The 24,926-nt window shown below is 71.0% G+C and carries 26 protein-coding genes; 21 read left to right on the forward strand and 5 right to left on the reverse strand.

Annotation, left to right across the window (positions count from 1 at the left end; genetic code table 11):
- Positions 1–357: 357 nt before the first annotated feature.
- Positions 358–633: a YggT family protein gene (locus EIZ44_RS24025; protein WP_037815567.1), complete on the reverse strand. Its 276-nt coding sequence runs from the start codon at positions 631–633 to the stop codon at positions 358–360.
- Positions 634–778: 145 nt separating this feature from the next.
- Between EIZ44_RS24025 and EIZ44_RS24030 the strand changes: the two genes are divergently transcribed.
- The 17 genes from EIZ44_RS24030 (at position 779) to EIZ44_RS24110 (ending at position 18,217) form a co-directional block, all read left to right on the forward strand.
- Positions 779–2,479, forward strand: a complete 1,701-nt coding sequence (locus EIZ44_RS24030) for an IlvD/Edd family dehydratase (RefSeq protein ID WP_134731320.1) — start codon at positions 779–781, stop codon at positions 2,477–2,479.
- Positions 2,479–3,312, forward strand: coding sequence for a fumarylacetoacetate hydrolase family protein (locus tag EIZ44_RS24035; protein ID WP_134731322.1), 834 nt, complete (start codon positions 2,479–2,481; stop codon positions 3,310–3,312). The genes EIZ44_RS24030 and EIZ44_RS24035 overlap by 1 nt, the downstream gene beginning before the upstream one ends.
- Before the next feature lie 87 nt (positions 3,313–3,399).
- Positions 3,400–4,704, forward strand: a complete 1,305-nt coding sequence (locus EIZ44_RS24040) for an alginate lyase family protein (protein WP_051729108.1) — start codon at positions 3,400–3,402, stop codon at positions 4,702–4,704.
- A 105-nt stretch (positions 4,705–4,809) separates the two neighbouring features.
- On the forward strand, positions 4,810–5,094 hold the full coding sequence (locus EIZ44_RS24045; RefSeq protein ID WP_134731324.1) for an isoamylase early set domain-containing protein: 285 nt from the start codon (positions 4,810–4,812) through the stop codon (positions 5,092–5,094).
- Between the two features lie 559 nt (positions 5,095–5,653).
- Entirely contained in the window at positions 5,654–6,268 is a 615-nt protein-coding gene (locus EIZ44_RS24050; RefSeq protein WP_134731326.1) for a TetR family transcriptional regulator, read from the forward strand.
- A 1-nt stretch (position 6,269) separates the two neighbouring features.
- Positions 6,270–6,932: an enoyl-CoA hydratase-related protein gene (locus EIZ44_RS24055; protein WP_134731328.1), complete on the forward strand. Its 663-nt coding sequence runs from the start codon at positions 6,270–6,272 to the stop codon at positions 6,930–6,932.
- A gap of 128 nt (positions 6,933–7,060) precedes the next feature.
- Positions 7,061–7,528, forward strand: coding sequence for a fluoride efflux transporter FluC (locus tag EIZ44_RS24060; protein WP_134670338.1), 468 nt, complete (start codon positions 7,061–7,063; stop codon positions 7,526–7,528).
- Positions 7,528–7,896: a fluoride efflux transporter CrcB gene (gene crcB / locus EIZ44_RS24065; protein ID WP_037815581.1), complete on the forward strand. Its 369-nt coding sequence runs from the start codon at positions 7,528–7,530 to the stop codon at positions 7,894–7,896. Before EIZ44_RS24060 ends, crcB begins: the two co-directional genes overlap by 1 nt.
- A 113-nt stretch (positions 7,897–8,009) precedes the next feature.
- Positions 8,010–9,335, forward strand: a complete 1,326-nt coding sequence (locus tag EIZ44_RS24070) for a purine-cytosine permease family protein (protein WP_134731330.1) — start codon at positions 8,010–8,012, stop codon at positions 9,333–9,335.
- 27 nt (positions 9,336–9,362) lie between these two features.
- A complete protein-coding gene (locus EIZ44_RS24075; RefSeq protein ID WP_037815583.1) occupies positions 9,363–10,913 on the forward strand; it encodes a hydantoinase/oxoprolinase N-terminal domain-containing protein in 1,551 nt (516 codons plus the stop codon).
- Between the two features lie 3 nt (positions 10,914–10,916).
- Complete coding sequence (locus EIZ44_RS24080; protein ID WP_134670342.1) at positions 10,917–11,987, forward strand: S-methyl thiohydantoin desulfurase family protein; 1,071 nt, start codon at positions 10,917–10,919, stop codon at positions 11,985–11,987.
- Entirely contained in the window at positions 11,984–13,078 is a 1,095-nt protein-coding gene (locus EIZ44_RS24085) for an S-methyl thiohydantoin desulfurase family protein (RefSeq protein WP_134731332.1), read from the forward strand. Before EIZ44_RS24080 ends, EIZ44_RS24085 begins: the two co-directional genes overlap by 4 nt.
- Positions 13,075–13,794 carry an SDR family oxidoreductase gene (locus EIZ44_RS24090; protein WP_134731334.1) on the forward strand — a complete coding sequence of 240 codons (720 nt, stop codon included), beginning with the start codon at positions 13,075–13,077 and terminating at the stop codon, positions 13,792–13,794. Before EIZ44_RS24085 ends, EIZ44_RS24090 begins: the two co-directional genes overlap by 4 nt.
- A 14-nt stretch (positions 13,795–13,808) precedes the next feature.
- Entirely contained in the window at positions 13,809–14,879 is a 1,071-nt protein-coding gene (locus EIZ44_RS24095; protein ID WP_134731336.1) for a DUF917 domain-containing protein, read from the forward strand.
- Positions 14,880–14,947: 68 nt separating this feature from the next.
- Entirely contained in the window at positions 14,948–16,372 is a 1,425-nt protein-coding gene (locus tag EIZ44_RS24100) for a PucR family transcriptional regulator (RefSeq protein WP_240691388.1), read from the forward strand.
- 58 nt (positions 16,373–16,430) lie between these two features.
- Entirely contained in the window at positions 16,431–17,288 is an 858-nt protein-coding gene (locus EIZ44_RS24105) for a helix-turn-helix transcriptional regulator (protein ID WP_043835920.1), read from the forward strand.
- 77 nt (positions 17,289–17,365) lie between these two features.
- Complete coding sequence (locus EIZ44_RS24110) at positions 17,366–18,217, forward strand: oxidoreductase (protein WP_134731340.1); 852 nt, start codon at positions 17,366–17,368, stop codon at positions 18,215–18,217.
- Positions 18,218–18,278: 61 nt separating this feature from the next.
- On the opposite strand, the gene EIZ44_RS24115 is transcribed toward EIZ44_RS24110, so the two are convergent.
- Together EIZ44_RS24115 and EIZ44_RS24120 are read right to left on the reverse strand one after the other, a co-directional pair.
- The gene (locus EIZ44_RS24115; RefSeq protein WP_134731342.1) at positions 18,279–19,508 is read right to left on the reverse strand and encodes an alpha/beta fold hydrolase; all 1,230 of its coding nucleotides are present in this window, start codon (positions 19,506–19,508) and stop codon (positions 18,279–18,281) included.
- 202 nt (positions 19,509–19,710) lie between these two features.
- Positions 19,711–20,004: a hypothetical protein gene (locus EIZ44_RS24120; RefSeq protein WP_037815596.1), complete on the reverse strand. Its 294-nt coding sequence runs from the start codon at positions 20,002–20,004 to the stop codon at positions 19,711–19,713.
- A 121-nt stretch (positions 20,005–20,125) separates the two neighbouring features.
- Here EIZ44_RS24120 and EIZ44_RS24125 point away from each other — a divergent pair, with 121 nt between their 5' ends.
- Entirely contained in the window at positions 20,126–20,314 is a 189-nt protein-coding gene (locus tag EIZ44_RS24125; protein ID WP_134670292.1) for a hypothetical protein, read from the forward strand.
- Positions 20,315–20,572: 258 nt separating this feature from the next.
- On the opposite strand, the gene EIZ44_RS24130 is transcribed toward EIZ44_RS24125, so the two are convergent.
- Positions 20,573–21,190, reverse strand: a complete 618-nt coding sequence (locus EIZ44_RS24130) for an RraA family protein (RefSeq protein ID WP_037815601.1) — start codon at positions 21,188–21,190, stop codon at positions 20,573–20,575.
- Between EIZ44_RS24130 and EIZ44_RS24135 the strand changes: the two genes are divergently transcribed.
- On the forward strand, positions 21,189–21,758 hold the full coding sequence (locus tag EIZ44_RS24135; RefSeq protein ID WP_439098616.1) for a methylated-DNA--[protein]-cysteine S-methyltransferase: 570 nt from the start codon (positions 21,189–21,191) through the stop codon (positions 21,756–21,758). The two genes, EIZ44_RS24130 and EIZ44_RS24135, sit on opposite strands and share 2 nt — an antisense overlap.
- A 3-nt stretch (positions 21,759–21,761) precedes the next feature.
- On the opposite strand, the gene EIZ44_RS24140 is transcribed toward EIZ44_RS24135, so the two are convergent.
- The gene (locus EIZ44_RS24140; protein WP_134731344.1) at positions 21,762–22,556 is read right to left on the reverse strand and encodes a siderophore-interacting protein; all 795 of its coding nucleotides are present in this window, start codon (positions 22,554–22,556) and stop codon (positions 21,762–21,764) included.
- A gap of 1,502 nt (positions 22,557–24,058) precedes the next feature.
- On the opposite strand from EIZ44_RS24140, the gene EIZ44_RS24145 reads away from it, so the two are divergent.
- Both EIZ44_RS24145 and EIZ44_RS24150 read left to right on the forward strand, forming a co-directional pair.
- Entirely contained in the window at positions 24,059–24,349 is a 291-nt protein-coding gene (locus tag EIZ44_RS24145) for a hypothetical protein (protein WP_134731346.1), read from the forward strand.
- 79 nt (positions 24,350–24,428) lie between these two features.
- Positions 24,429–24,803, forward strand: coding sequence for a YciI family protein (locus tag EIZ44_RS24150; protein WP_134731348.1), 375 nt, complete (start codon positions 24,429–24,431; stop codon positions 24,801–24,803).
- The last annotated feature ends 123 nt before the right edge of the window (positions 24,804–24,926 follow it).

The following is a 24,926-nucleotide window of genomic DNA, read 5'->3' on the forward strand; positions in this document are numbered from 1 at the left end:
GGTGCCAGGCCCCAAAGACCGCCAGGTCGCGAGGGTGCCAGCCGTGAAGGCGTCAGGCCGCGAAGATGCGAGCCCGCGACGGCTCCAGACTGCGAAGGCGCGAGCCCGCCGAGGTGCCAGCCCGCAAAGGCACGAGGCGGCAAAGACACCAACCCTCGAAGTCGCCAGCCCCGCCAAGGCACCAGCCCGCGAAGTGTCAGCCCGCGAAGGTGTCAGGCCGCGAAGGTGCCAGGCCGCGAAGGTGCCAGCCCGCGAAGGTGCCAGCCCGCGAAGATGCCAGCCGCGAAGGTGCCAGCCTGCCAAGGTGCCAACCCACAACGGCATCAACCCGGCCATCAGCCCGCGAACCCTCGCCCCCTACAACGCGAACGCGATACCCCGCACCACCAGCGCCGCGAAGAACACCACCGTGAACGCCAGGTCGAACCCGACCCCGCCCGCCCGTACCGGCGGCAGCACCCGGCGCACCGGGGCGATCACCGGTTCGGTGGCGCGGTGGCTGATCCGGCGCACCTGGCCGAGCCACGCGGGCCCGGTCGCGACCAGGCGGGTCCAGTCCAGGACCATCCGCACCACCAGCACCACGATGAACACGGTCAGGACGTACCCGACCAGGGTCCCGATCAGGCTCATCGCACACCTCGCGTCTCCGGCAACGTTCTCACCCCCTCCAACGTCCGGCGGTCCCGCGAAGTGTCCGGTTCACCGGATTTCTCAGCCGATTGCCAGGATCCGCCCGATCGGGTATCGAGGAGGGTTCCGGGGAAGGGAGCGGCGGGTGCGCAGTGCGGCGTGGTTCGGGGCGTCCGGCCGGGCGGGGATGATCCACCGCTCGTGGATGCGGTCCCAGGGCTTCGGCCCGGAGGTGTTCGACGGCAGGCCGGTGATCGGGATCGCGGTGAGCGCTTCCGAGCTGGCCCCGTGCAACGTCCACCTCGACCGGGTCGCCGAGGCGGTCAAGCGCGGCGTCTGGCAGGCGGGCGGCTTCCCGCTCGCGTTCCCCACGATGGCGACCGGCGAGACGCTCATGCGCCCCACCGCGATGCTCTACCGCAACCTGATGGCGATGGAGGTCGAGGAGCTGATCCGCGCCAATCCGCTCGACGGCGTCGTCCTGCTTTCCGGCTGCGACAAGACGACCCCGGCGATGCTGATGGGCGCGGCGAGCGTCGACCTGCCCGCGGTGATGGTCACCGGCGGCCCGATGCTCAACGGCAAGTTCCGCGGCGCCGACGTCGGCTCGGGCACGCACGTCTGGAAGTTCGAGGAAGAGCGCAAAGCCGGCCGGATGACCGAGGAGGAGTGCTTCTTCGCCGAAGGCTGCATGGCCCGCTCGAACGGCCACTGCATGACCATGGGCACCGCCTCGACGATGGCCTGTCTCGCCGAAGCGCTCGGCATGCAGCTGCCCGGTTCGGCGACCTGGCCCGCGGTCGACGCGCGACGGTTCGAGACCGCGCAGGCGGCCGGGCAGCGGATTGTCGCGATGGTGCGGGAAGACCTGCGCCCGTCCGGGATCCTGACCCGTGCGGCGTTCGAGAACGCGATCCGCGTCAACGCGGCGATCGGCGGGTCCACCAACGCGATCGTGCACCTTCTCGCGCTGGCCGGGCGCGTCGGCGTCCCGCTCGCGATGGGCGATTTCGACGAGCTGGGCCGAGCCGTCCCCACGTTGGTGAACCTGATGCCGTCGGGGAAGTTCCTGATGGAGGATTTCTGTTACGCGGGAGGGGTTCCCGTGGTGCTGACGAGGCTCGCCGAAGCCGGACTGCTGCACACCGACGTCCGCACGGTCGCCGGCAACACGAGGGAACCCGCGGAGTGCTGGAACGACGAGGTGATCACGACCGTCGACGCGCCGTTCCAGCCGCCCGGCACCGGAACCGCTGTGCTCACCGGGAATCTCGCCCCGGAAGGCGCGGTGCTGAAGCAGTCGGCCGCGTCGCCGGAATTGCTCACGCACACCGGCTCGGCGCTGGTCTTCGACACGGCCGAGGACTACCACCGCGTCGCCGACGACCCGGACCTGCCGGTCACGCCCGAAACGATCCTCGTGATCCGCGGCGCGGGCCCGAAGGGCTACCCGGGCATGCCGGAGGTGGCGAACGTCCCGGTGCCGAAGAAGCTGATCGAACGGGGGATCACGGACGTGGTGCGGATCTGCGACGGCCGGATGTCCGGCACCGGCTACGGCACGGTCGTGCTGCACGTGAGCCCGGAATCGGCGGTCGGCGGCCCGCTCGCGCTCGTCCGCACCGGCGACCGGATCACGCTCGACACCCCGGCCCGCCGGCTGACCCTGCACGTGTCCGACGACGAACTCGCCGACCGCCGCGCCGCGTGGACGCCGCCGGAAAGCCCGTACCGCAGCGGATACACCTGGCTTTACCGCGAGCACGTCACCCAGGCCCACCTCGGCGCGGACTTCGATTTCCTGCACGGCACCCGCGGTTCCGCCGTGCCGAGGGATTCGCACTGATGCGCCGCCTCCTGAAAACCGCCGCGGGCTGGCAGATCACCGACGGCGGGTCCACCGGCGCGCTCCCGCCCGGGACAACGCTCGGCTCCCTGCTGGCACTGTCCGCCGAAGACTTCGCCGAAGCGCTGGCAGTCGAGCTGACGCCGGGAGAACCGGGCGAGCCGCGAGCGCCGGTCGACGATGACACCGAGGTGTGGGCCGCCGGAGTCACCTACGAGGTGTCGCGCGAGGCACGGATGGAGGAGAGCGGCGACGCGGACGTCTACGCGCGGGTGTACGAAGCGGAACGTCCGGAGCTGTTCTTCAAGAGCGTCGGGCACCGCGTGCGCGGGCCGGGGGAGCCGATCGGCGTCCGCGAAGATTCCACTTGGGACGTTCCGGAACCCGAATTGGCGTTGGTGTGCAACGCGAACGCGGAGATCGTCGGCTACACGATCGTCAACGACGTGAGTTCGCGCAGCATCGAAGGCGAGAACCCGCTGTACCTGCCGCAGGCCAAGATGTACCGCGGCTCGTGCGCGGCCGGGCCGTGGATCGTGCCCGCGCAAGACATCCCGGATCCGTACGCGCTCGGCATCACCGTGTCGATCCACCGCGCCGGAGGGTTGCTCTGGACAGGGGAGACGTCCACCGCGCGACTGCACCGCCGGTTCGCGGATCTGGTCGCGTGGCTCTATCGCGGCGACGTTTTCCCGCGCGGCGCCGTCCTGGCCACCGGTACATCCGCCGTTCCCGGCCCGGACGTCACGCTCGAGGCAGACGACGAGGTCACCATCATGATCGAGGGCATCGGCGCCCTCCGGAACCCGGTCCGGCGGGGTCGGTCCGCCTGACCTCCTCTTGACGCGGCCCCGCGCGTTCGGTTATTCAATCTCAGTTCACATATCTGTGGAGTATTCATATTCTTGAACGGAGTTGCGGTGCTGCCTCCTTCCCGGTCTTCCCGTCCGCGTCGTCTCGCGGCGGTTCTCGCGACGGTCGCGGGGCTGCTCGCGTCCACTGCCGGAGCGGCGACCGCCGCGCCCGCGCCGAGGTCGTGTTCGTTCGTCTGCGTGCCGGACACTGTGGTGCTCGACGGCCTGCACCTGGCAGGCAACAAGATCGGCCTGATGGCCGGGAACCCGACACTGCGCACGTCGCTGTCCAACCTGCTGAAGCAGGCTGACGACGCGCTGACCAAGGGCCCGTGGACGGTCGTCGACAAGGAGCGCGTCCCGCCGAGCGGCGACAAACACGACTACCTCAGCCTCGCCCCGTACTACTGGCCGAGCCAGCCGAAAACGCCGGAAAACCCGCAGGGCTGCCCGTACGTCGACCGCGACGGCCAGGTCAACCCCGAGATGAAGAACGTGCCGGACAAGGCCGAGCGGCTCGTCGCGTTCAACTCGATCTACCAGCTTTCGCTCGCCTGGTACTACACCGGCAAGGCCGAGTACGCCCAGCGCGCCGCGCTCGACCTGCGCACCTGGTTCCTCGACGCGGCAACGAAAATGAACCCGAACCTGAACTTCGCGCAGGGCATCCCGTGCAAGACCGACGGGCGCGGGATCGGCATCATCGAGTTCTCCTACACCTTCACCCAGGTCCTCGACGCCGCGCGGATCCTCGAAGCGGGCGCGCCCGGCTGGACGAAGGCCGACGGCAAGGCGTTCCGCGGCTGGTCGGCCGACTTCCTGACCTGGTTGCGCACCAGCAAGAACGGCACCGACGAGGCGAAGGCGACCAACAACCACGGCACCTTCTACGACCTGCTGACCGCGGCGACCGCGAGCTACGTCGGCCAGCGCGACCTGGCCCGCACGATCGTCCGCGACTCCGGCAAGGCCCGGATCGACCACCAGATCGCCGCGGACGGCGGCCAGCCCGAGGAATCCACCCGCACGCGGACGTACCACTACCACACGTTCAACCTGGTCGCGCTGACTCGCCTGGCGCAGCTGGGCAAGCACCTGGGCGTCAACCTGTGGGGCTACCGGAATCCGCAGGGCGGCAGCATTTTCGCCGCCGTCGACCACCTGCTCCCGGCGGCGACCGGGGCCGCGCCGTGGCCGTTGCCGGACATCCACTTCATCCAGTACGCCGCCCTCGACAGCGTGCACGCCGCCGCCGACGCGGGGGACTGGAAGGCCCGTGCCGCGGTCGGCCGCATCCCGGCCCCGCCCGGCGGCGACCTGTTCCCGGTGCGCCCGGCGGCCGAGCAACTGGACGACGTTTCCACCACCTGAGCCCGCTTTTCACCCGGACGCGGCACCCGCCGCGTCCGGGTTCCCGGCGGCGGTCATGGAACGATTCAGAAGGACCGATTCGCCGGAACGGGAAAGGGAAACGCCGTGATCAAGACCAGCCGGAGCAACGGCTCCGGGGCCCGGCGGGTGACGTTCGTCCTGCCGCTCGACACCCCGCCCGGCCCGGTGAGCGTGGTCGGCGACTTCAACGACTGGCAGCCCGGACGCCACGAACTCCGCAAACGCTCGAACGGCACGCGCTCGGCCGCGGTGGAAGTCCCGCCGGGTGCCCGGATCCGCTTCCGCTACCTGGCAGACGGCGGCCGCTGGCTGGACGACCCGGACGCCACCGCGCGCGACGGGCGGGATTGCCTGTACATCGCGGACTGACCCGGCCTGTGCGGCGGGGCGCGGGCGGTTGCTGCGAATGCGGCTCGGCTCCCGCGATCGGGGCGGGACCGCGCTCTGCTTGCCGGACCGGGCTGCCTGTACATCGCGGACTGGCCCGGCCTGCGCAGCGGGGCGCGGGCGGTTGCGGCGACAGCGGCTCGGCTCCCGCGAAGGGGGCGGGGAATCGCGCCCTGCTCGGTGAGCGGCCGGAGGTTGCTTCGCGCGTGGGGCGATTCCTCGGTGCCGGACAAGGTCTCCGGCGGTGAACGCTCGCTCCGGAGCGACATTCCCCCAGAGCGACCTTTGCCCCCAGGGACCGACGGTGCCTCCGCAACGACGCGTGCCCCGGCGAGTAGCTCGTGCGGCGTGCATCAGGCGAACGCCTGAGCAACCCCTGGCAAAGCTGGGCCCGCAGCAATGGCCCCAGCGAAATCATGCAGCGATCCTCGCGTGCGTCTCGCGCGCGTTTAAACCGGTGAGAACCAGCACCACGCACGAACCCTGAGCCGCACCTCACCCCGCTCTAGTTTTGGAGCACCCGCTCCATTACCATCCACCCATGCCCCGCCCCCGGATCCACGATCCCGAGCTGATCCTCGACACCGCCGAGCGTCTCATCGCCGACCTCGGTCCCGAGGCGCTCACCGTCCGGCGGCTTGCGCTGGAGGCGGGCGTCCCGAACAGCACGATCTACCACGCCTTCACCAATCTCCCCGCCCTGATCGGCCGGACCTGGCTCCGCGCCGCCACGTTCTTCCTCGACGAGCAAGAGCGGCTGGTCGACGAAGCCGCCGACCCGATCGAAGCAGTGGTCGCCGCGGCCGACACCCCAGCCGTAGTAGCCGACGCACGACCGGATGCCGCGCGGATGATGATCGCCGTCCCGTCGAAGCGGGTGCTTGGACCGCAGTTACCGGAAGAAGTAGCGGAAGCCTTGCACGCCTTGGACAAACGCCTCGTCCGCTTCTTGGTCCGCCTCGCCCGCCAGCTCTGGAACCGCGGCGACGGGCAAGCCGTAGAAGTCATCACCGCTTGCGTCGTGGACCTCCCGACCGCTCTGCTCGGCCGCGAACTCGCCACCGGCCCCGCCAGCAGGGAGAGCCGGGAACGGCTGGACGCGGCGGTCCGCGCGATCCTCGCACTGGAACCCCCGGAAAAGTCCAGAAAGGACTGAAATGCCCACCCTCACCACCACCGGCGCCGTCCACGTTCTCGACTTCGGCGCCGACGAAAACCGTTTCGCCCCAACGTGGCTGGAGGAAGTCCACGCGCACCTCGACACGGTCACCGCGGGCAAGGAACCCGCCGCGCTCGTCACGATCGGCAGCGGCAAGTACTACTCCAACGGCCTCGACCTCGACTGGCTCACCAGCCACCCCGGCGACGCGGGCAAATACGTGACCAGCATCCACGAACTCCTCGCCCGCGTGCTCGCCCTCCCGGTCCCGACGATCGCGGCGGTCAACGGGCACGCTTCCGGCGGTGGCGCGATGCTCGCGATGGCTCACGATTTCCGCGTCATGCGCGAGGACCGCGGCTACTTCTGCTTCCCCGAGGCCGACATCAACCTCCCCTTCACGCCAGGGATGGCCGCGCTCGTCCAGGCGAAGCTCACCCCGGCCGCCGCAGTCGCGTCGATGACCACTGGGAGCCGGTTCGGCGGTCCGCAAGCGAAGGCGCTCGGCCTGGTCGACGCGACCGCCGCGCTGGACGACCTGCGGACGGCCGCGGTCGACCGGGTCGCTCCGCTCGCGGGCAAGGACCGCGGGACGCTCGGGGCGATCAAGTCCACTATGTTCGGTCCGGCGCTGACCGCGTTGCGGGAGGCGGGGAACTGATCGGGTAGGCTCGCGTACGCGCGGCGGTGGGGCTCGCCGCTCCGGGAATCGCCCGGACAACCGCGGCCGGGGGCCGCCAACAGTCCCTACTCGAACGGTGACGCGTGTCCGTGGAGTAGGAGAAGACTGTGCCTGAAGAACCTCTCGACCCCGACGTCGACCTCCGGGATCCCGTGCAGCAACGCGAACTCGTCCGGCACCACGTGTCGGTGCTCGGGGTGATCGCGCTCGGCGGCGGGCTCGGCGCGCTGGCCCGCTACGGCCTCGCGCAGGCCCTTCCCACCGAGACCGGCGGCTTCCCGTGGGCGACCTTCTGGACGAACGTCGCCGGCTGCTTCCTCATCGGCGTGCTGATGGTGCTGGTCACCGAGGCGTGGTCGGCGCACCGGCTGGTGCGGCCGTTCCTCGGCGTCGGCGTCCTCGGCGGCTTCACCACTTTCTCCACGTACGCGGTCGAAGCGCGCAACCTGCTGCGGCCGGACACCGTGCCGCTCGCCTTCGGCTATCTCGGCGGAACGCTCGCCGCCGCGCTGCTCGCCGTCCTGCTGGGGCACGCGATCACCCGCAAGCTGGTCCCGGTGGAGGTGGCTGTCTGATGACCGTCCTCCTCGTCTTCCTCGGCGCCGCGGTCGGAGCACCGATGCGGTACCTGACCGACCGGGCCGTCCAGTCCCGGCACCAGAGCCTGTTCCCGTGGGGCACGTTCACCGTCAACCTGATCGGCTGTGTCCTGCTCGGCGGGCTCGCCGGTGCCGGGACTGCGCTGCCCGCGGCGGTTTACTCGCTGCTCGGCACCGGATTCTGCGGCGCGCTCACGACGTACAGCACGTTCAGCTACGAAACCGTCCGGCTGGTCGAGCGCCAGTCGTACTTCGCCGCGGCGGCGAACGTGGTCGTCAGCGTCGCGGCGGGCGTCGGCGCGGCGGCGTTCGCGTACGAGGCTGTCCACGCCTTGGTCGGGTAAGAGTGCGGGTCGCACAGCCGGACTGTCCGGGCTGTGCAGATCGCACGGTGACCTCGCCGGAGCTGCTGCTTACCGTGCTGGGAACCGTTCCCCTCCAGGATGAGGAGGTCGCCATGGCCTCGGCTGTCGGTGTCGACGATTACGCGCTGACCAGGGTGCCCGATTCCGCCCGTTACTCGTGGTGGTCGGTCGCTGTGCAGCGGTTCGGCCAGGTTTCCGCGCTGTCCCAGTTCCTGCTCGGCGCCACCATCGGCTTCGGGATGAGCTTCGGGAACGCCGTGCTGGCGTTCACGCTCGGTTCCGTCATCCTCGAGTTGATCACCGTCCTCGTCGGCGTGATCGGCGTCCGCGAGGGCCTCACCACCTCGATGATCGCGCGCTGGACCGGCTTCGGCCGCGGCGGCTCCGCGCTCATCGGGCTGGCCATCGGGATCAGCCTGATCGGGTGGTTCGGCATCCAGTCCGCGGTGTCCGCGCAGGGCCTCGCCGCGCTGGTCGGCGGACTGCCGGAGTGGGGCTGGGCGCTCGTGTTCGGCCTGGTGGTGACCGCGATCGTGGTCCGCGGCTTCCATTCGATGGCGTGGACGGCGTACCTGATGGTGCCCGCGTTCCTGGTCCTGGTCGGCTGGTCGGTGGTCTCCGAACTGACCCGGCACGACCTCGGCGCGCTCGTGGCGTCCGCGCCGCCCGGCCCGACGCTGTCCCTGCTGCAGGGCACGACGCTGGTCGCGGGCGGGTTCATCGTCGGCGCGGTGATCACGCCGGACATGACCCGGTTCAACCGCACCACCGGCGACGTCGTCAAGCAGACGCTCGTCGGCGTCACCCTCGGCGAGTACGTGATCGGCCTGGCCGGCGTGCTGCTCGCACACGCGGTCGGCACGGCGCAGATCACCACGATCGTCACGTCGTCGGTCGGCTGGGTCGGGCTGCTCATCGTCATCGCGGGCACGATGAAGATCAACGACTGGAACCTGTACTCGTCCGGGCTCGGCGTCGTGAACTTCATCGGCACCGTCTCCGGGAAACGGGCGCACCGCGGCCTGGTCACCGCCGTGCTCGGCGTGGTGGGCAGCGTGCTCGCCGCGGCCGGGATCCTCTCGAAGTTCACCGATTTCCTGACCGTGCTCGGGGTCGCGTTCCCGCCCATCGCCGGGATCATGGTCGCGGAGTACTTCGTGGTGAAGCAGTGGCGCGGCGACCTGGAGGAGGCCAGGGCGCGGGGCGCGGTGCCCGCCGACGCCCCGGTGTGGGTGCCCGCGACGATCGTCGTCTGGATCGCCGCCGCGCTGTTCGGCGAGTTCGTGGACTGGGGGCTGCCCAGCATCAACTCGCTCGTCGTCGCTTTCGTTCTGTACGTGGCCGCCGGGAAGCTCGGCCTGGTCCGCGGGGTCGGCAAGAGCCGGACCGCGGACGCCGAACCGGCCCCGGCCGCCTGATTCCGTCACCTGGAAGGGGATTTCTCCGTGCGCATCGGCATCGACGTCGGCGGGACCAACACCGACGCGGTCCTGCTGGACGGCCGCGAGGTGCTCGCCTCGATCAAGACCAGCACCACCGAGGACGTCACCTCGGGCATCGTCGCCGCGATCGACGGGCTGCAGCGGCAGCGGGCGTTCGACCCGGCCGCGGTGCGGGCGGTCATGATCGGCACCACGCATTTCATCAACGCGCTCGTCGAGGCGCACCGGCTGGCCCCGACCGCGGCGGTGCGGCTCAGCCTGCCCGCGGGCGCGTCGCTGCCGCCGATGGTGGACTGGCCGCAGCGGCTGGTCGACGCGGTGTCCGGGCGCAGCTACCTCGTGCACGGCGGCCACGAGTTCGACGGACGCCACATCGCCGAACTGGACGAGAGCGAACTGCGCAAGGCCGCCGACGACATGGGCTCGGCCGGCGTGCGCAGCGTCGCGATCACGTCGGTGTTCTCGCCGGTGAACGCGGAGTTCGAGGCCCGGGCGGCGGAGATCATCTCGTCGCAGCTGCCGGACGTCGCGATCTCGCTGTCCCACGAAATCGGCCGGATCGGCTTGCTGGAGCGGGAAAACGCGACCGTCATCAACGCCGCGCTGCGCGAGCTGGCGGCGCACATTGTGGACGGTCTCGCCGCGTCGGTGACCGGCGCGGGCATCACCGCGCCGCTGTACCTGAGCCAGAACGACGGCACTCTGATGGACGTCGACTTCGCCCGCCGCTACCCGGTGGCGACCTTCGCGTCCGGCCCGACGAACTCGATGCGCGGCGCGGCGGTGCTGTCCGGTTTGGACACCTGCGCGGTGGTCGACGTCGGCGGCACCACGAGCGACGTCGGCGTGCTGCGGCAGGGCTTCCCGCGCGAGGCGACCACAGACGTGAGCGTCGCCGGGATCCGCACGAACTTCCGGATGCCGGACGTCCTTTCGATCGGCATCGGCGGCGGCAGCCGGGTGCGCGGCGACGCGTCCGGCGTGACCGTCGGACCGGATTCCGTCGGCTACGAGCTGACCTCGAAGGCGCTCGTGTTCGGCGGAGACACCTTGACCGCCACGGACATCGCGGTCGCTGCCGGACGGGCGGAGATCGGCGACCCGGCGCTGGTCGCGCACCTCGACCGGGACTTCGTGCGGGCGGCGCTGGACCGGATCGCGGCGGACGTTTCCGACGTCGTGGACCGGATGCGCACGTCGTCCGAGCCGCTCCCGGTGGTCGCCGTCGGCGGCGGTTCGGTGCTGCTGCCGGACGAGCTGGCCGGTTCCGGCGAGGTCCGCCGGCCGGACCACTACGCGGTGGCCAACGCGATCGGCGCGGCGATCGCGCAGATCGGCGGCGAGGTCGACCGGGTGTACGTGATCGAGCCCGGCCGTCGCGAGGCCGTGGTGGACGAGGCGAAGCAGGAAGCGGTCGACCGCGCGGTGGCCGCCGGGGCGAGCCCGGCGTCCGTCGGCATCGTCGACTTCGACGAGGTGCCGATCCCGTACCTGCCCGGCAACGCGACCCGGATCCGGGTCAAGGCGGTCGGCGACTTGCAGCTGGGGGCGTGAACGATGGCTGAGATTACCGAGAAGGACTTGGACGACATCGCGCGCGGCGCGGCGATCCTCGGCACCGGAGGCGGGGGAGACCCGTACATCGGCAGGCTGCTGGCGCATTCCGCGGTCCGCGAGCACGGTTCGGTGCCGCTGGTGAAACTGTCCGAATTGGACGACGACGCCGTGGTGCTGCCGGTCGCGATGATGGGCGCGCCGACGGTGATGGTGGAGAAACTGCCGTCCGCCGAACAGGTCGGGCTCGCCGCCCGGACGCTCGCCACCTATCTGGGCAAGGAACTCACGCACATCGCCTGCGCCGAAGCGGGCGGCGTGAACTCGCTGATCCCGGTCGTCGCGGCGGCCCAGCTCGGCCTGCCGCTCGTGGACGCGGACGGCATGGGCCGCGCGTTCCCGGAGCTGCAGATGGTTTTGCCGACCCTGTACGGAATCCGCGCGACCCCGATGTCCATCGCGGACGAGAAGGGCAACCGCGGCGTACTGGACACTGTGGACAATCACTGGGCGGAGCGGCTGGCCCGGTCGGCGACCATCGACATGGGCTGCTCGGCGATGATCAGCAACTACGCGATGTCCGGCGCGCAGGCCCGCGAATCGATGGTGCCGGGAACGCTGACCTTGTGCGCGGAACTCGGCGCGCTAGTGCGGCAGGCTCGCGAGGAGCACGAGAACCCGGTGGAGCGCGTGGTGGAGCGGCTGCGCGGGCGGACGCTGTTCAGCGGCAAGGTCGTGGACGTCGCCCGCCGCACCGTCACGGGGTTCGCCCGCGGCGAGGCCCGGCTGTCCGGAATGGACGGTGACACCGGCACGGAAATGCTGCTGCGGTTCCAGAACGAGCACCTGGTGGCCGAGGTCGACGGCGAGGTGCGCGCTTCGGTGCCGGACCTGATCTGCACGCTCGACCGCGAATCCGGCGAGGCCGTCACCACCGAAGGCCTGCGCTACGGCCAGCGGGTCACGGTGATCGCGGCTCCGGCGGACCCGCGCTGGCACACCCCGGAAGGCATCGCGCTGGCCGGTCCGCGCTACTTCGGCTATGACCTAGACCCGATCGGGGTTGCGGGATGAGCTGGACCCTGACCGAAGACCACCTCGAGGATCTCGCCCGAGGAGCTGCCGTCCTCGGCACCGGTGGCGGCGGCGACCCGTACGTAGGGCGGCTGCTGGTGCGCGAGGCGATCCGCGAGCACGGACCCGTCACCGTGCTCGACCCAGACGATCTGAACGACGACGCCCTCGTCATCCCGACCGCGCAGATGGGCGCGCCGACCGTCGTGCACGAGAAGCTCCCGAACGGCTCCGAACCCGAGCTTGCCTTGCGGGCGCTGGAAAAACACCTCGGCACGAAGGCCGACGCGACGATGCCGATCGAATGCGGCGGGATCAACTCGATGATCCCGCTGGTCGTCGGCGCACGGCTCGGGTTGCCGGTGGTCGACGCCGACGGCATGGGCCGGGCGTTCCCGGAGCTGCAGATGGAGACGTTCGGCGTGTACGGCGTCCCCGGTTCGCCGATGGGCATCGCCGGAGAACGCGGCGAGACCACGCTGATCGATACCGGTGCCGACAACCGGCGGATGGAATGGCTCGCGCGCGGGATCACCATCCGGCTCGGCGGAGTCGCGCACATCGCCGAGTACTCGATGAGCGGCGCGGACGTCAAACGCACCGCCGTGCCGCGGACGCTCTCGCTCGCACTGAGCGTCGGCCGGGCGATTCGCCTTGCCCGCGAAGAGAACGCCGACCCCGTGGCTGCGCTGGCGACCGCGCTCGGCGACACGTTGTACACGCATCTGCGGGTGTTGTTCCGGGGCAAAGTGTCCGATGTGGAGCGCCGGACCGAAGAAGGATTCGCTAGGGGACGCGCCGCGGCGGTGTCCTTCGACGGCGAGCACAAGCTGGAAATCCTGTTCCAGAACGAGAACCTGGTCGCGCTCGTCGACGGCGAGGTGCGCTGCCTGGTGCCGGATCTGATTTGCGTGCTGGAGGCGGAGTCCGCCGAGCCGATCACCACCGAGACGCTGCGCTATGGCCAGCGGGTCACCGTGGTGGGGATTTCGACGCCGCCGCTCATGCGGACTCCGGAGGCGCTGGCGACGTTCGGGCCGTCCGCGTTCGGGTTGGCGCATGAGTTCGTTCCCGTGGAGGTGGCTTCGTGAGTTCGCTCGACGGCCGGGTGGTCGTGGTGCTCGGCGGCGGGTCTGGGATCGGGCTGGAGGTCGCCCGGCGCGCGAGTGCAGCCGGCGCGCTCGTCCACCTCGGCGGCCGGACCGGCGACAAGCTCCGGGCCGCCGCGGCGGAGCTGGGTCCGACCGCGACTTGGCAGGCGGTGGACACCACCGACCAGGCGTCGCTCGCCGAGTTCTTCGGCGCGCTCGACCGGGTCGACCACCTGTTCACGCCCGCCGCGTCCTACACCGTCGGCCCGATGCGGGACCTGAGCGACGAGGAGGCGGAAAGCCCGTTCGTCACGAAGTTCTGGGGCCAGTACCACGCGGTGAAGCACGCCGCGCCGAAGCTCTCGGACGACGCCTCGGTGGTGTTGATGTCCGGCGTCGCGAGCGTGCGCCCGCCCGCCGCGGCACCGGCGTACATCGCGTGCAACGCGGCGATCGAGGGGCTCGGCCGCGGGCTCGCGGTGGAACTGGCGCCGGTCCGGGTGAACGTCGTGTCGCCGGGCACGATCGACGGGAACCTGTGGGCCGGGCGCCCGGCGGCCGCGCGGGAGGCGAGTTTCGCGCAGTACCGCGCGGACACCCTGCTGCACCGCGTCGGCCGGGAGTCCGAAGTGGCCGATGCCGTGCTGTACCTGTTCACCAGCACTTACACCACCGGTTCGACGCTGTATCCGGACGGCGGCTACAGCTTCCGCTGATACGCTGACCAGCCATGCGCATCACCGCCGCGGACGTGCCGGCACTCGAACGCGGCGTCGCGCTGCTCGGGTCCGGCGGGGGCGGCGACACCGTCACCGCGGCGGTGCTGCTGCGGCGGCTGACCGAATCCGGCCGCGAACCCGTCGTGCACCCGATCGCGGACCTGCCGCCGGACACCCTGGTGGTCCCGGTCGGGATCGTCGGCGCGACCGCCGCGTTCGCCGAGAAACTGCCGAGCGGCGACGAGTTCGCCTCGGCGATCAAGGCGATCGAACGCTGGACCGGGCAGCGCGCGCAGGCGTTGATGACCATCGAGATCGGCGGCCTCAACGGCCTGCTTCCGCTGGTGATCGCCCAGGAGCTGGGGCTGCCCTGCGTGGACGCGGACCTGTCCGGACGCGGGCTGCCGCGGCTCGACCAGCTCTCGGTCGCCGCGACCGGCCGCGGTGTCGCCCCGGCCGCGATGGCCGAACCCGGCGGCCGGGTGGTGGTGCTCGCCGCCGCGGCGGCCTCGGTGGTCGAGAGCGGGATCCGCGCGTTCCTGGCCAGCTCCGGCGGCTGGGCGGCGATCGCGCTGGCCCCGATCCCGGCCGGCGAACTGGCCGACCACACGGTGCCCGGCACGACGAGCGAGGCGCTCGCCCTCGGCTCCCGCGTGCTCGCGGCGGGGGAGAGCCCGGACCTCGCCGCGCTGGAAACCGCCCTGGACGGCCAGGTTCTCGCCCGCGGCCGGGTGCTGGAGGTGTCGCGGCACATCGGCCCCGGCCAGCACGGCCACCCGGGCTTCGGCCGCGGCTCGGCGACGCTGGCCGATCACCGCGACGGCGCGCTGCTGCGGCTGGAAATGGAGAACGAGTACCTGCTCGCGCTGCGGGACGGGCGGCCGGTGGCGTCCACTCCGGACGTTCTCTCGGTCCTCGACCGTCGTACGGGTGTCCCGCTGCAGTGCGACGCGATCCGCGCCGGAGTGGAGGTGGACGTCGTGTGCCTGGCTGCGTCCCCGTTCTGGACCGACCCGCGACGACGTCCGCTGCTGGAGCCGCGCGCGTACGGAATCGACTGCGATCCGGTGGTAGCCCAGTGATTCTCCGCCAGCTGCTCGCGCTGCCCTCGTGGGCTGGTCCCGTCCGAGTGTGCTCCGGAGAGTCCGGTTTGGACCGTCCACTCAAGACAGTCAAGGCCGCGCTCGACGCGTCCGGCACGCCCGCTCGCGGCGAACTGGTGGTGGTCGTCCGCCCGCTCGGTTCCGATTGGCAGATCGACGCACTCCTGCGCCGCTGCGCCGACGCCCAAGCCGCCGGAGTCCTGCTTCCCGGAGCCGAACCCCTTGCCGCGTCACGACTTCTGGCTGAACGACTGTCGGTTCCGCTGCTGGTCACGTCCGCCGATCCGCTCGATCTGCTCGTGGACGCCCGGCTCGCCCTGGCCGCCCCGGACATCGACCGCGCCGAGGCAGTGCTCGCCGCGCATCGCGCGCTAGGGGAGCGGTTGCGGCCGCCCGAAGAAATCGTGACCGTGCTGCGCCGGCTGCTGGACGCTCCCGTCGCAGTCCTCGACGACCGCGGTGAAGTGCTCGCCGGAGAACTCGCCGAGGCCGCCCGCGTGCGAGTGCACGAGCCGGTCCCACAACGCGTCACCCTCGCGGACGGCGTTCTGCTGGCGCATCCCGCGGTGCTGCCGCAGCCTTCGGTCTGGCTGGCCGCCGAGCTGACCGGCGCGAAGGCGCCGCGCGCGGACGTCGTAGCCGCGACGCTGGCCGTCGCTGCCGGTGCCGTGCAGCGCTGGCTGCTGGCCCACCGCCTGGAACTGGAACGCGACGCCCGTTCCCGGTCCGCGCTGCTGGGCGACCTGCTTCGCCACGACACCGAACCCGGTGCCGACCTGCGCCGACGCGCGGCAGACGCGGGCTGGCGACTCGGCGGCTGGCACGTCGGCCTGCGCATCGGCGTGCCCGCAGACGTCGACACGGTCTCCCGCACGCAGGAGGTCGTGCGCGCGCTCCGGGCGGAGTCGATCGACGCGGTCACCGTCGAACACGGCGAGGGCTGGACCGGCTGGGTCACCTTCGAACAGGAACCGACCGCGGAACGGGTGCGGGCGCTGTCCGCGCGGCTGCGGGCGGTGCACCACAGCCTGCGCCGCACCCTCGACGCACACCTCGGCGTCGGCCGCCCGCACGCCGACGGTCTCACCGCGACAGTCGCCGAAGCCACCGACGCCGCGCGCCTCGCCGCGACCCGTCCGGAGACCGGGCACTTCCTGCACGTAGACCAGCTCGGCATGGCGCAGCTGCTTCTGGAATGGACGCGCACGGACACCTTCGAGCCTGCCGCGCGTGCGTTGCTCGCTCCGCTGGTCTCCGTGCCCGGCGACCTGATCCGCACTCTCGCGGCTTATCTCGATGTCGAGTCTTCGCTGGCGGAAACCGCGACGGTGCTGGGAATTCACCGGAACACGGTCGCGGCGCGGATCAGCCGGATCGAGCAGTTGCTGCAGGTCGACCTGTCGCGTCCGGACGAACGGCTGGCGCTGCACCTGGCTGCTCGCGCAGTCATCCTCGCCCGGTCCGGTGAGTAGTACTGACAGGACCAGTTACGGCCTTGGGCAGCGCCCGGGCGGAAGGCAGACTCGAGGCATGGGCAAGAACGACCTGGGCGATTTCCTGCGGGCCCGCCGCGGCGGGCTGAAGCCGGACGAGATCGGTCTTCCGGACGGATTCGACGGCGGACGGCGGGTTTCCGGCCTGCGCCGCAGCGAGGTCGCGCAGCTGGCCGGGGTCAGCACCGAGTACTACACCCGGCTGGAACAGGGCCGCGCGCGGCAGCCGTCCGAGCAGGTGCTGCACGCACTCTGCGACGCGCTGCGGTTCGACGACATCGAGCGGCGGCATCTGTTCGCTCTCGCGGGCGCCACGGCCGAACGCCTCGACCAGGCCGAGCATGCGTCCCGGCTGCGTCCGGCGCTGCGGCAGGTGCTGGACTCGATGGAGCTCGCGTCGGCGTTCGTCAGCGACCGGAACCTGACGGTCGTCGGCGGGAACGCGTTGTGGGCCTTGCTGTTTCCCGACGTGGCCGAGTTGCCGCGACGGGAACGCAGCATGGCGCGCTGGACGTTGCTCGATCCGCGGGCCCGCCTGGTGTGGCGGGACTGGGAACGCGTCGCCCGCGACTACGTGCACGGGCTGCGGCTGGCCGCGGCCGCGCAGCCGCGGAACCAGCACATCGCCAACCTGATCGGCGAGCTGATGATGCGGTCGCCCGAGTTCCCGGCGTGGTGGTCGGAACACCGCGTCCAGGAACGCAGCACCGGTCTCAAACGCCTGCGCCATCCCGTCGCCGGAGATCTCGAACTCCAGTACGAGATCTTCACCTCGGTCGCCGACCCGGGCCAGTCGATGGTCGTCTACAGCGCGCCGGCCGGTTCGCCTTCGCAGGAACGGCTGCGGCTGCTCGCCAGCTGGGGCCGCGAACCGGCCGCTCCCGCCGAGTCCTGACCTTCGCCCATCTTCGGGCCCCGCTGTCTTCGCGGGGTCCATGCCGTCCTGCCATTTTCACGAAAGGACCTTGAGCAGTGAGCAAAACCTTCCTGATCACCGGCGTCAGCACCGGCCTCGGAAGGGCCGTCGCCCGGCGTGCCCTCGCCGCCGGACACCAGGTCGCGGGCACCGTGCGCACCGAAGCGCACGCGGCCGATTTCCGGGCACTGGACCCCGAACGCGCCCGCGCCTTCGCCCTCGACCTGACCGACGCGGACCGGATCGAACCCACCGTGCGGGAGGTCGAAGCGGAACTCGGCCCGATCGACGTGCTCGTGGCCAACGCCGGATACGGGCTCGAAGGCACCTTCGAGGAATCGTCGATGGCGGAGCTGCGCCGCCAGTTCGAGGTCAACGTCTTCGGCACGGTCGCGACGATCAAGGCGGTCCTGCCCGGCATGCGCGAACGGCGCGACGGCCAGATCTTCGTGATCACCTCGATGGGCGGGCACACCACGTTCCCCGGCCTGGCGTTCTACGAGGGCAGCAAGCACGCGCTGGAAGGCATCACCGACACCCTCGCCCAGGAGGTCACGCAGTTCGGCGTGCGGGTGACCGCGGTGGCTCCCGGCGCGTTCAAAACCGACTGGGCGGGCCGGTCGCTGGTCCGCGCCCCGCGCAGCATCGCCGACTACGACGCCCTGTTCGACCCGATCCGGACCCGCCGCCAAGCCCTCGCCGGACAGGGGATCGGCGACCCCGACCGCGCGGGCGACGCGATTCTGCGGCTGCTGGACGTGGAAAACCCGCCGGTGCACCTGCTGCTGGGCTCGGACGCGCTGCGGCTGGTCACCGCCGGACGCCAGCGCGTGCAGGAGGACTTCGACGCCTGGCAGGACCTGACCCTCTCCACCGACTCCGTCGACGGCGGCGTCACCGTCGCCTGACCCTCGCCGGTGCGGGGAACCCTGGGACGGCAAGGGGGTTCAGGGTTCCCCGCACCGCGGGTCAGACGCGCCCGCGCACGAGGTCGATCAACCGCCCCAGCACGTGATCGCCCGACGCGCGGAGGCCGTTGTGCTCGTACTCGTTGGTGATCCACGGCCGAAGCGTCGGGATCAGCCGCGCGGTTTCCTCGGAGAACACCCGCTCGACGTACATGTCGTTGGCGTAGATCGCGGCCGCCGCCGGGACCGTGCACTCGCGCAGCACGTCCGCGTCGTACAGCCGCGGCCACTCGTGCGCGGCGAGCAGTTCGGCGGTCTCCTTCATCGGCCGGAGGCTGTGGAGGTCGTCGAAGAGCGAAGGGAACACGTGCTCGCCGGTGAACAGCGTCCGGTCGGTGCGGAACTCGTCCGGCAGCACGCGCTCGGCGGACCAGCGGGTGGCGAACCCGTCGGAGTACGACGACTCGTGGATGACCGAATACAACGGATTGCGCGCGCTGAACGGCAGCGAGCTGGCGACGTCGTAGGCGAAGGCGGGGGACTTCGGGTCGCGTTCGAGCAGGTAGTGCAGTGCCTCCTCGCCGCCGCTGGCACCGAAGAGGTAACCGAGCTGCTGGAACAACCGCGCGGTCAGCGGACTGCCGTCGGGCAGGACCACGGCCCCGTCGTCGAGCAGCGGAAGCAGCGCTTCGACGCGCTCGCGATCGCCGGGGTAGCGGCGGTAGTACTGGCGGTTGCGCTCGAGGAGATTGGCGAACGTCGCGGTGTAGACGTCGTCCGGATGCCGCGCGATCGGCGGCAGCCCGCCGGTGAAGAAGGCCTCGGTCAGCCCGTCGGGGTATTGAGAAAGGTAAGCGAGCGTGCAGAACCCCCCGAACGACTGGCCGAGCACGCTCCACTTCTCGACGCCCAGCTGCTGCCGGATGAACTCCGCGTCGCGCACGATCGCGTCCGCGCGGAAGTGGGTGAGATAGTCGGCCTGCTCGGCCGGAGTGCCCGGCAGCGTGCCGACCGGCGTGGAGCGCCCGGTGCCGCGCTGGTCGAGCATCAGCACCCGGTATTCCCGCAACGCCCGCGGCAGCCAGCTCGGCGCGCCTCGCGACGGCCGCGGCGCCTCGTGCCCGGGACCGCCTTGGAGATACACGAGAAACGGCCGGTCGAGCCCGTCCGGATCAGCGACCTCGCGCGCGAAGACGGTGATCTTCGCGCCGTCCGGACGGGAATGGTCGAGGGGGACGGAGAACTCGTGCTCGGTCAGCACGAGGCCGGGAATGCGCACGGTGGTTGCCATACGGGCGATTCAACCAGAACGGGCGACGGGGAAGCCACGGAGTTTGGCAGGGCGGGTCTATTGTGGACGGTCGTGCTGCCGGGATTGGCCAGCCGAGCCCGGTGGCGGATGCTTGCCGCGCGCCCGTCCCGGTCTTTCCCGCTTGGCTGCGCCGCTGCGGCGCGGAGTGTCCGCCGCGCTGAGCCCAAGCCGGGAAACGGCGTTACTCCTTGCCCATCGACCGGCGGATCTCGGCCAGCTTGTCCTTCGCCGCCTCCTTGCGGTCGGCGATTTTCTTGTCCAGCGACTGCAGATCCTCCGGCCCGCCGATTCCCGCGAGCTCCTGCGAACCGACCGAGGTGGTGTAGCGCTTCTCGATCCGGTCCCGCACGAAGTCGAACGACGGGGCGCCGTTGTCGCTGTAGTCGGGTTCGGGGAGGTCAGCGGGCGGCGTGCCGGGACTCTCCACGATCTCCGCGTCGAGCGGCTGCTGCTCGCCGGGCTTGTCCGCGCTCATCGTCTCGCCTCTTCTCGGTTCGTCGGCTCCGCCTTCGACCCTAGCCGACCTCGCGCGGACGGGTGGATGTTTCGCCGCCGCCGGTGTGCGGTAGCCCATCAGGGAGAGAAAGGAGCCCGCGATGCTTCGCCCCCGCTCGACCGCGCCGCCCGCCCCGCCCGAGCCGGTCCCGCCAGGCCCGGTGGAACCCGATCCGGTGACGCCGGGACCGGACCGCCCGCTTCCCGACCCCGAACCCCTCCCGCCGGAATCCGAACCCGGCCCCGAACTGGCGACGACCGGTCCGTTGTGGACGGTGCGGCCGGAGTGATCGGGGTACTCCGCCTGGCAAGCCTCGTCCGGTAGCCAGGTCGCCAGGCAGGCCGGGTTCTTCGCCCAGCAAGCCTCCGAACCCCCGTAGCCAGGCCGGAGTGAGCCGGGTTCTCCGGCGGGCAAGCCTCCTGATCCAGTAGCCAGGCGTCCGGCCAGCCGGGATGTGGAAGGGGCCAGCCGGAGCGAGCCGGGTTATCCAGCAATCAACCCCTCCCGATCCCGCAGCCAGCCGGGCATCGCGAGCGAGCGCTCCGGATCAGCCGCGAAAGCCGCCAGCCTCCAGGGCCGCGTCCACCTTCGCCCGGTGCGCCTCCGCCCACTCGTCAAGCGTCTGCGCCTCCTCCTTGGCCAGCTTCGCCCGCGCGTCCGCCAGCACCTGCGCCGCATCGGCCGCGGGCACCACGACCACGCCTTCCTCGTCCGCCACGACGATGTCCCCGGGGTGCACCGTCACCCCGCCGCACCGGGCGGGCTCGCCGAGCGGCGTCACCTTGGCTTTCGTCCCGGGAATCGGGATCACGCCCCGCGCGAACACCGGGAAACGCGCCTCGCGGACCTCCGACAGGTCGCGGATCACGCCGTCCAGGACGAAGCCTGCGATGCCGCGGCGCTGGGCGGTCGCGCAGACGTTGCCGCCGGCCAGCGCGTAGTCGACGTCGCCGGATTCCGCGACGATCACCGCTCCGGCGGGCGCGCGGTGGATGGCCGCGTGCAGCATGAGGTTGTCTCCCGGCGGGCAGCGCACCGGGTACGCGGGCCCGGCGATCCGCGGCACGGGACCCCACAAGGGCCGCACGCCGTAGTCGAGCACCTGGCCGCGGCCGAGCAGGTCGGCGAGGGTCGTGGTCGGGATGTCGGCGAAACCGTCTTCCATGGACGGCGATGCTCTCACGCACGGCCCGGCCGGATACCGTTCCGTGGCACCGATCACGGAGGAGAAGATGGCTTTCCGGCACACCGTCGCGACGTCCCCGGTCGGCGACCTCACCCTGGTCGCCGACGGCAGCGCGCTGGTCGCCGTCTACTTCGACGGCCACAGCCGGACCCCGCGTTTCCCGGACTTCGGCCCGCGCGCCGACGACGGTTTCGCCGACGCGACTCGGCAGCTCGACGAGTACTTCACCGGCCGGCGCCGGACCTTCGACCTCGAACTGGACCTGCGCGGCTCCGAGTTCGAACGCCGCGTCTGGCAGCTGCTCACCCGCATCCCCTACGGCGAGACGCGCACCTACCGCGACCTGGCCGTCGAACTGGGCGAGCCCGGCGCGGCGCAGGCGGTCGGCAACGCGAACGGCTGGAATCCGCTGAGCATCGTCGTGCCGTGCCACCGGGTGGTCGGCAGCAGCGGCGGTCTCACCGGGTACGCGGGCGGCGTCGACCGGAAACGGTTCCTGCTGCAGCTGGAGGAACCGCCCGCCGACGACGCCGGACGCCTGTTCTGAGGCTTACCCCAGCGAGGCGCGACCGTGCTTCCAATACCCCTGGAACGAGATCGCCTGCTTCGGCACCCTGCGCTCGCGCGTGAGGAACCGCCGCGCGCCGGTGGCCAGCCCGCTCTCCCCGGCGACCCACGTGTAGCCCGGCGGATCGGAAAGATCGAGCTGGCCGAGGACGTCGAGCGCGAGCCGCCCGGGCAGCCGGTCGTCCTCGCGGACCAGCCACTGCACTTCGGCGCCGAGCGGCACGTCGACCGTCTGGATGTCGTCCCGCGCCCCGACTTCCAGCAAGACGGTGGCCCGCAGACCCGGCGATGACTCCAAGATCGCCAACGCCGCCGGAATCGCGCTCTCGTCGGCGAGAAGGAGCTGCGTGACGCCCTCCGGCGGCAGATAAGTGATCCCCTCGTCGAGAATCCCGACCTCGTCGCCCGGCCGCGCGTTCTCGGCGAACTGCGAGGCCGGACCGCCGTCGCCGTGCACCGCGAACTCGATGTCCACCTCGCCGGGCCGCGCCGCCCGGATCGTGTAATTCCGCACCCACGGCCGGGACGCGGCGCTCATGAGCATGTGCTGTGCGAGCCAGCGATTGCTCGAAGCAGTGGGGAGACGGAGCCTGCGCTGCCCCTCGCGCGGGAAGAACAACCGGCACCATTGATCGAACCCGAGCGGCGCGAAGTCCTCGAGATCCTCCCCGCCGACGGTGAGGGTGACGAAATGCGTGGACGTCCGTTCAGCTCGCAGCACGGACGCCCGGAGCAGCCGCCTGCTGTCAGGCGTGCGGCGCTGGGGGAGGGTCGGCATGGTGGGTCCCGATTCATTTAGGTAAGGCTTACCTATCTAACGCTAGCCAGTGGTGCGCCGGGACGGCAAGGGCCGAAATCTCCCTGGTCGAAGCTGTGCGTACTCCTCGCCTAATGCGGATACATCCGTTCGGGCCAGCGCGTCGGGTGTCACGCTCTCCTGTTGATCACTCTCCGTATCACTCTTGTGGGTGACTGTTGACCGCTCAATAACCCGGGCTGGCGTGACACTCTGTGTATGACCGCGTGGCGGACTGGGGTGCCGAACTCGAGTTTCTCCGGCTGGCGACTGTGCGAATGAACGTGCATCTTCCCGTGTCAGGGCCGGTTCGCCGCAGTTCGCGGACATGTCGAGAGGTCTGGACAAGTCGCGGCTAGAGTGTCCGCCGGGTGTCGAATCGGTGACCGCGAAGAGTAGCGAAAACCGTCACTCGAACCGTTGGGCGACGCTGAGGGACCGTTCACCGCGACACTGCCAGTAGAGCTGGCTGGTGACGCACCGTCTTCGCCAGGATGAGCGCATCCGGGACCCGCTCCGCACGACGGCCGGGGCTCCGGACAGCTGTCGGGGCCGGTCCGCCGGCCGGAAGAGAAAGGGATGACGACCTCATGACGGTGGTTCCCTGCCTCGCCGACCAACCGCGCCGAACCGGCGAGCCGCCCGCGCGGGCGGAAGGCGCGGTGCTGGTCCGGGAGCCTCAGCCGAATCGAGAGTCCGCTAGGGAAGCGGCGCTGCCTCGCGACCAGGAGAGTCTGGCGCGGCCTGCGGAGGAGATGCAGGACAGCGGCGCGAACGAGCAGGAAAAGCCCCTGCCGCCGGACGACGCGGCCGATGCAGATGCCAGCGCGGCCGCGGGCGGCGCAGCCGAGCCAGGTGACACGCCGAAGCCCGCCCTAGCTGCAGGCGACTTGGCGAAACCCAAGCTGCCTGGCGGCACTGCAGCCGAGCCCGCCCGTTCCGGCGAGGCAGCGGCAAGCGGCTTGGCGAACCCCAACCCGCCTGCAAACACCACAGCCGACCCTGCCCAGTCCGGCGACGAAGCGGCAAGCAACCAGCGGATTCCCGACCCGTCCGCGAACACCACAACCGACCCCGCCCGGTCCGGCGACGCGGCGGCAAGCAATCAGACGATTGCCAACCCGCCCGCGAACACCGCAGCCGACCCCGCTCGGTCCGGCAAGGCAGCGGGGAGCGGCTTGGCGATCCCCAACCCTCCCGCAAACTCCACAACCGGCCCCGCCCGTTCCGGCGAGGCAGCGGGGAGTAGCTCGGCGATCCCCAGCCCGCCCACAAGCACCACAGCCGACCCCGCCCGGTCCGGCGACACAACGGCAAGCAACCAGCCGACTCCGCCCGCCCCCGCCACAACGGCAAGCAAACAGCCGCTCCCGCCCGCCCCCACCACCCCGCAGCCACCCCGACCGAACCACCCCGACCCCGACCACCCCGCCCGGGTCCGGGTCGTCGTCGACTGGGATCCCTTCTCCCGTCCTCCTCGCCGGGTGGCGACCCGGGAAGAAATGGTCGCCTCCGCGCACCGCGTGCTGGCTCGGCGCAAGCCCGGGCGGCATCGCAAGCCCGACACTCGCGAGCCCTGGATGTCCCGGGCCGCGGATTTCGTCGTCGCCTGGGCGGCCACGCTCCGGATGGCGTTGCTTCTCCTTGCCGGGACCGCGTTCCTCAGCGGTCTCGTGCTGATGAACAGCCCCATAGCGGGGGCCGCGGTGACCCTCGTCGCGGGTGTCGCGGCGTGGGCGGCCCGGCCGCGGAAGTCGCCGACGCATCGCTGCTGAGAAAATGTCGAACCCGCGCCAGGCCGTTCGACGAGGATGTGACGGCTGGACGAAGCCAGCCCCAACCGAGGAGCGGTCAATGCGTTTCCTGATGATGCACCGGCTCGACGAGAGCGCCCCCGAGGCCTGGAACCCCAGCCCCGAGTTCATGGAGAAGATGGGCGCGTTCATCCAGGACTGGACCGAACGCGGCATCCTGATCACCGCCGAGGGCGTGCACCCGTCGGAGAAGGGCGCGATCGTCCGCAAACCCCGCGGCGCGGCCCCGAAGGCGACGGACGGGCCGTTCACCGAGGCCAAGGAGGTCATCGGCGGGTTCGCCCTGGTGAACGCCGCGGACCGGGCGCAGGCGGTCGAGTACGCGAGCGAGTACGCGGACCTGTTCGACGAGATCGAGGTCGAGGTCCGCCAGGTCGTGGAGTTCGACGACCTCCCAGACCTGACCGCGGAATAGCCCAGCGCGCCGGGCATCCGGCGGCATTCTCGAGCCAGGTCTTTGTCATTCGTTGACCCGCACCGCGTCTCGGGCGGATCTTCGTTCCGGGGGAACGGGGTCCGAGGAGGCAGCGGTGCGGGT

Origin of the sequence: Amycolatopsis nivea (genome assembly GCF_004522235.1) — a bacterium.
Lineage (GTDB): Bacteria > Actinomycetota > Actinomycetes > Mycobacteriales > Pseudonocardiaceae > Amycolatopsis > Amycolatopsis nivea.

What these genes read in the sequence shown, in the direction of transcription:
- EIZ44_RS24125 (WP_134670292.1), top strand. Translation starts at nt 20,126, where the DNA reads ATGCTTCGCCCCCGCTCGACCGCGCCGCCCGCCCCGCCCGAGCCGGTC.
- EIZ44_RS24050 (WP_134731326.1), top strand. Translation starts at nt 5,654, where the DNA reads ATGCCCCGCCCCCGGATCCACGATCCCGAGCTGATCCTCGACACCGCC.
- EIZ44_RS24120 (WP_037815596.1), bottom strand. Translation starts at nt 20,004, where the DNA reads ATGAGCGCGGACAAGCCCGGCGAGCAGCAGCCGCTCGACGCGGAGATC.
- EIZ44_RS24080 (WP_134670342.1), top strand. Translation starts at nt 10,917, where the DNA reads ATGGCTGAGATTACCGAGAAGGACTTGGACGACATCGCGCGCGGCGCG.
- EIZ44_RS24025 (WP_037815567.1), bottom strand. Translation starts at nt 633, where the DNA reads ATGAGCCTGATCGGGACCCTGGTCGGGTACGTCCTGACCGTGTTCATC.
- EIZ44_RS24095 (WP_134731336.1), top strand. Translation starts at nt 13,809, where the DNA reads ATGCGCATCACCGCCGCGGACGTGCCGGCACTCGAACGCGGCGTCGCG.
- EIZ44_RS24070 (WP_134731330.1), top strand. Translation starts at nt 8,010, where the DNA reads ATGGCCTCGGCTGTCGGTGTCGACGATTACGCGCTGACCAGGGTGCCC.
- EIZ44_RS24130 (WP_037815601.1), bottom strand. Translation starts at nt 21,190, where the DNA reads ATGGAAGACGGTTTCGCCGACATCCCGACCACGACCCTCGCCGACCTG.
- EIZ44_RS24085 (WP_134731332.1), top strand. Translation starts at nt 11,984, where the DNA reads ATGAGCTGGACCCTGACCGAAGACCACCTCGAGGATCTCGCCCGAGGA.
- EIZ44_RS24115 (WP_134731342.1), bottom strand. Translation starts at nt 19,508, where the DNA reads ATGGCAACCACCGTGCGCATTCCCGGCCTCGTGCTGACCGAGCACGAG.
- EIZ44_RS24055 (WP_134731328.1), top strand. Translation starts at nt 6,270, where the DNA reads ATGCCCACCCTCACCACCACCGGCGCCGTCCACGTTCTCGACTTCGGC.
- EIZ44_RS24135 (WP_439098616.1), top strand. Translation starts at nt 21,189, where the DNA reads ATGGACGGCGATGCTCTCACGCACGGCCCGGCCGGATACCGTTCCGTG.
- EIZ44_RS24105 (WP_043835920.1), top strand. Translation starts at nt 16,431, where the DNA reads ATGGGCAAGAACGACCTGGGCGATTTCCTGCGGGCCCGCCGCGGCGGG.
- EIZ44_RS24140 (WP_134731344.1), bottom strand. Translation starts at nt 22,556, where the DNA reads ATGCCGACCCTCCCCCAGCGCCGCACGCCTGACAGCAGGCGGCTGCTC.
- crcB (WP_037815581.1), top strand. Translation starts at nt 7,528, where the DNA reads ATGACCGTCCTCCTCGTCTTCCTCGGCGCCGCGGTCGGAGCACCGATG.
- EIZ44_RS24150 (WP_134731348.1), top strand. Translation starts at nt 24,429, where the DNA reads ATGCGTTTCCTGATGATGCACCGGCTCGACGAGAGCGCCCCCGAGGCC.
- EIZ44_RS24035 (WP_134731322.1), top strand. Translation starts at nt 2,479, where the DNA reads ATGCGCCGCCTCCTGAAAACCGCCGCGGGCTGGCAGATCACCGACGGC.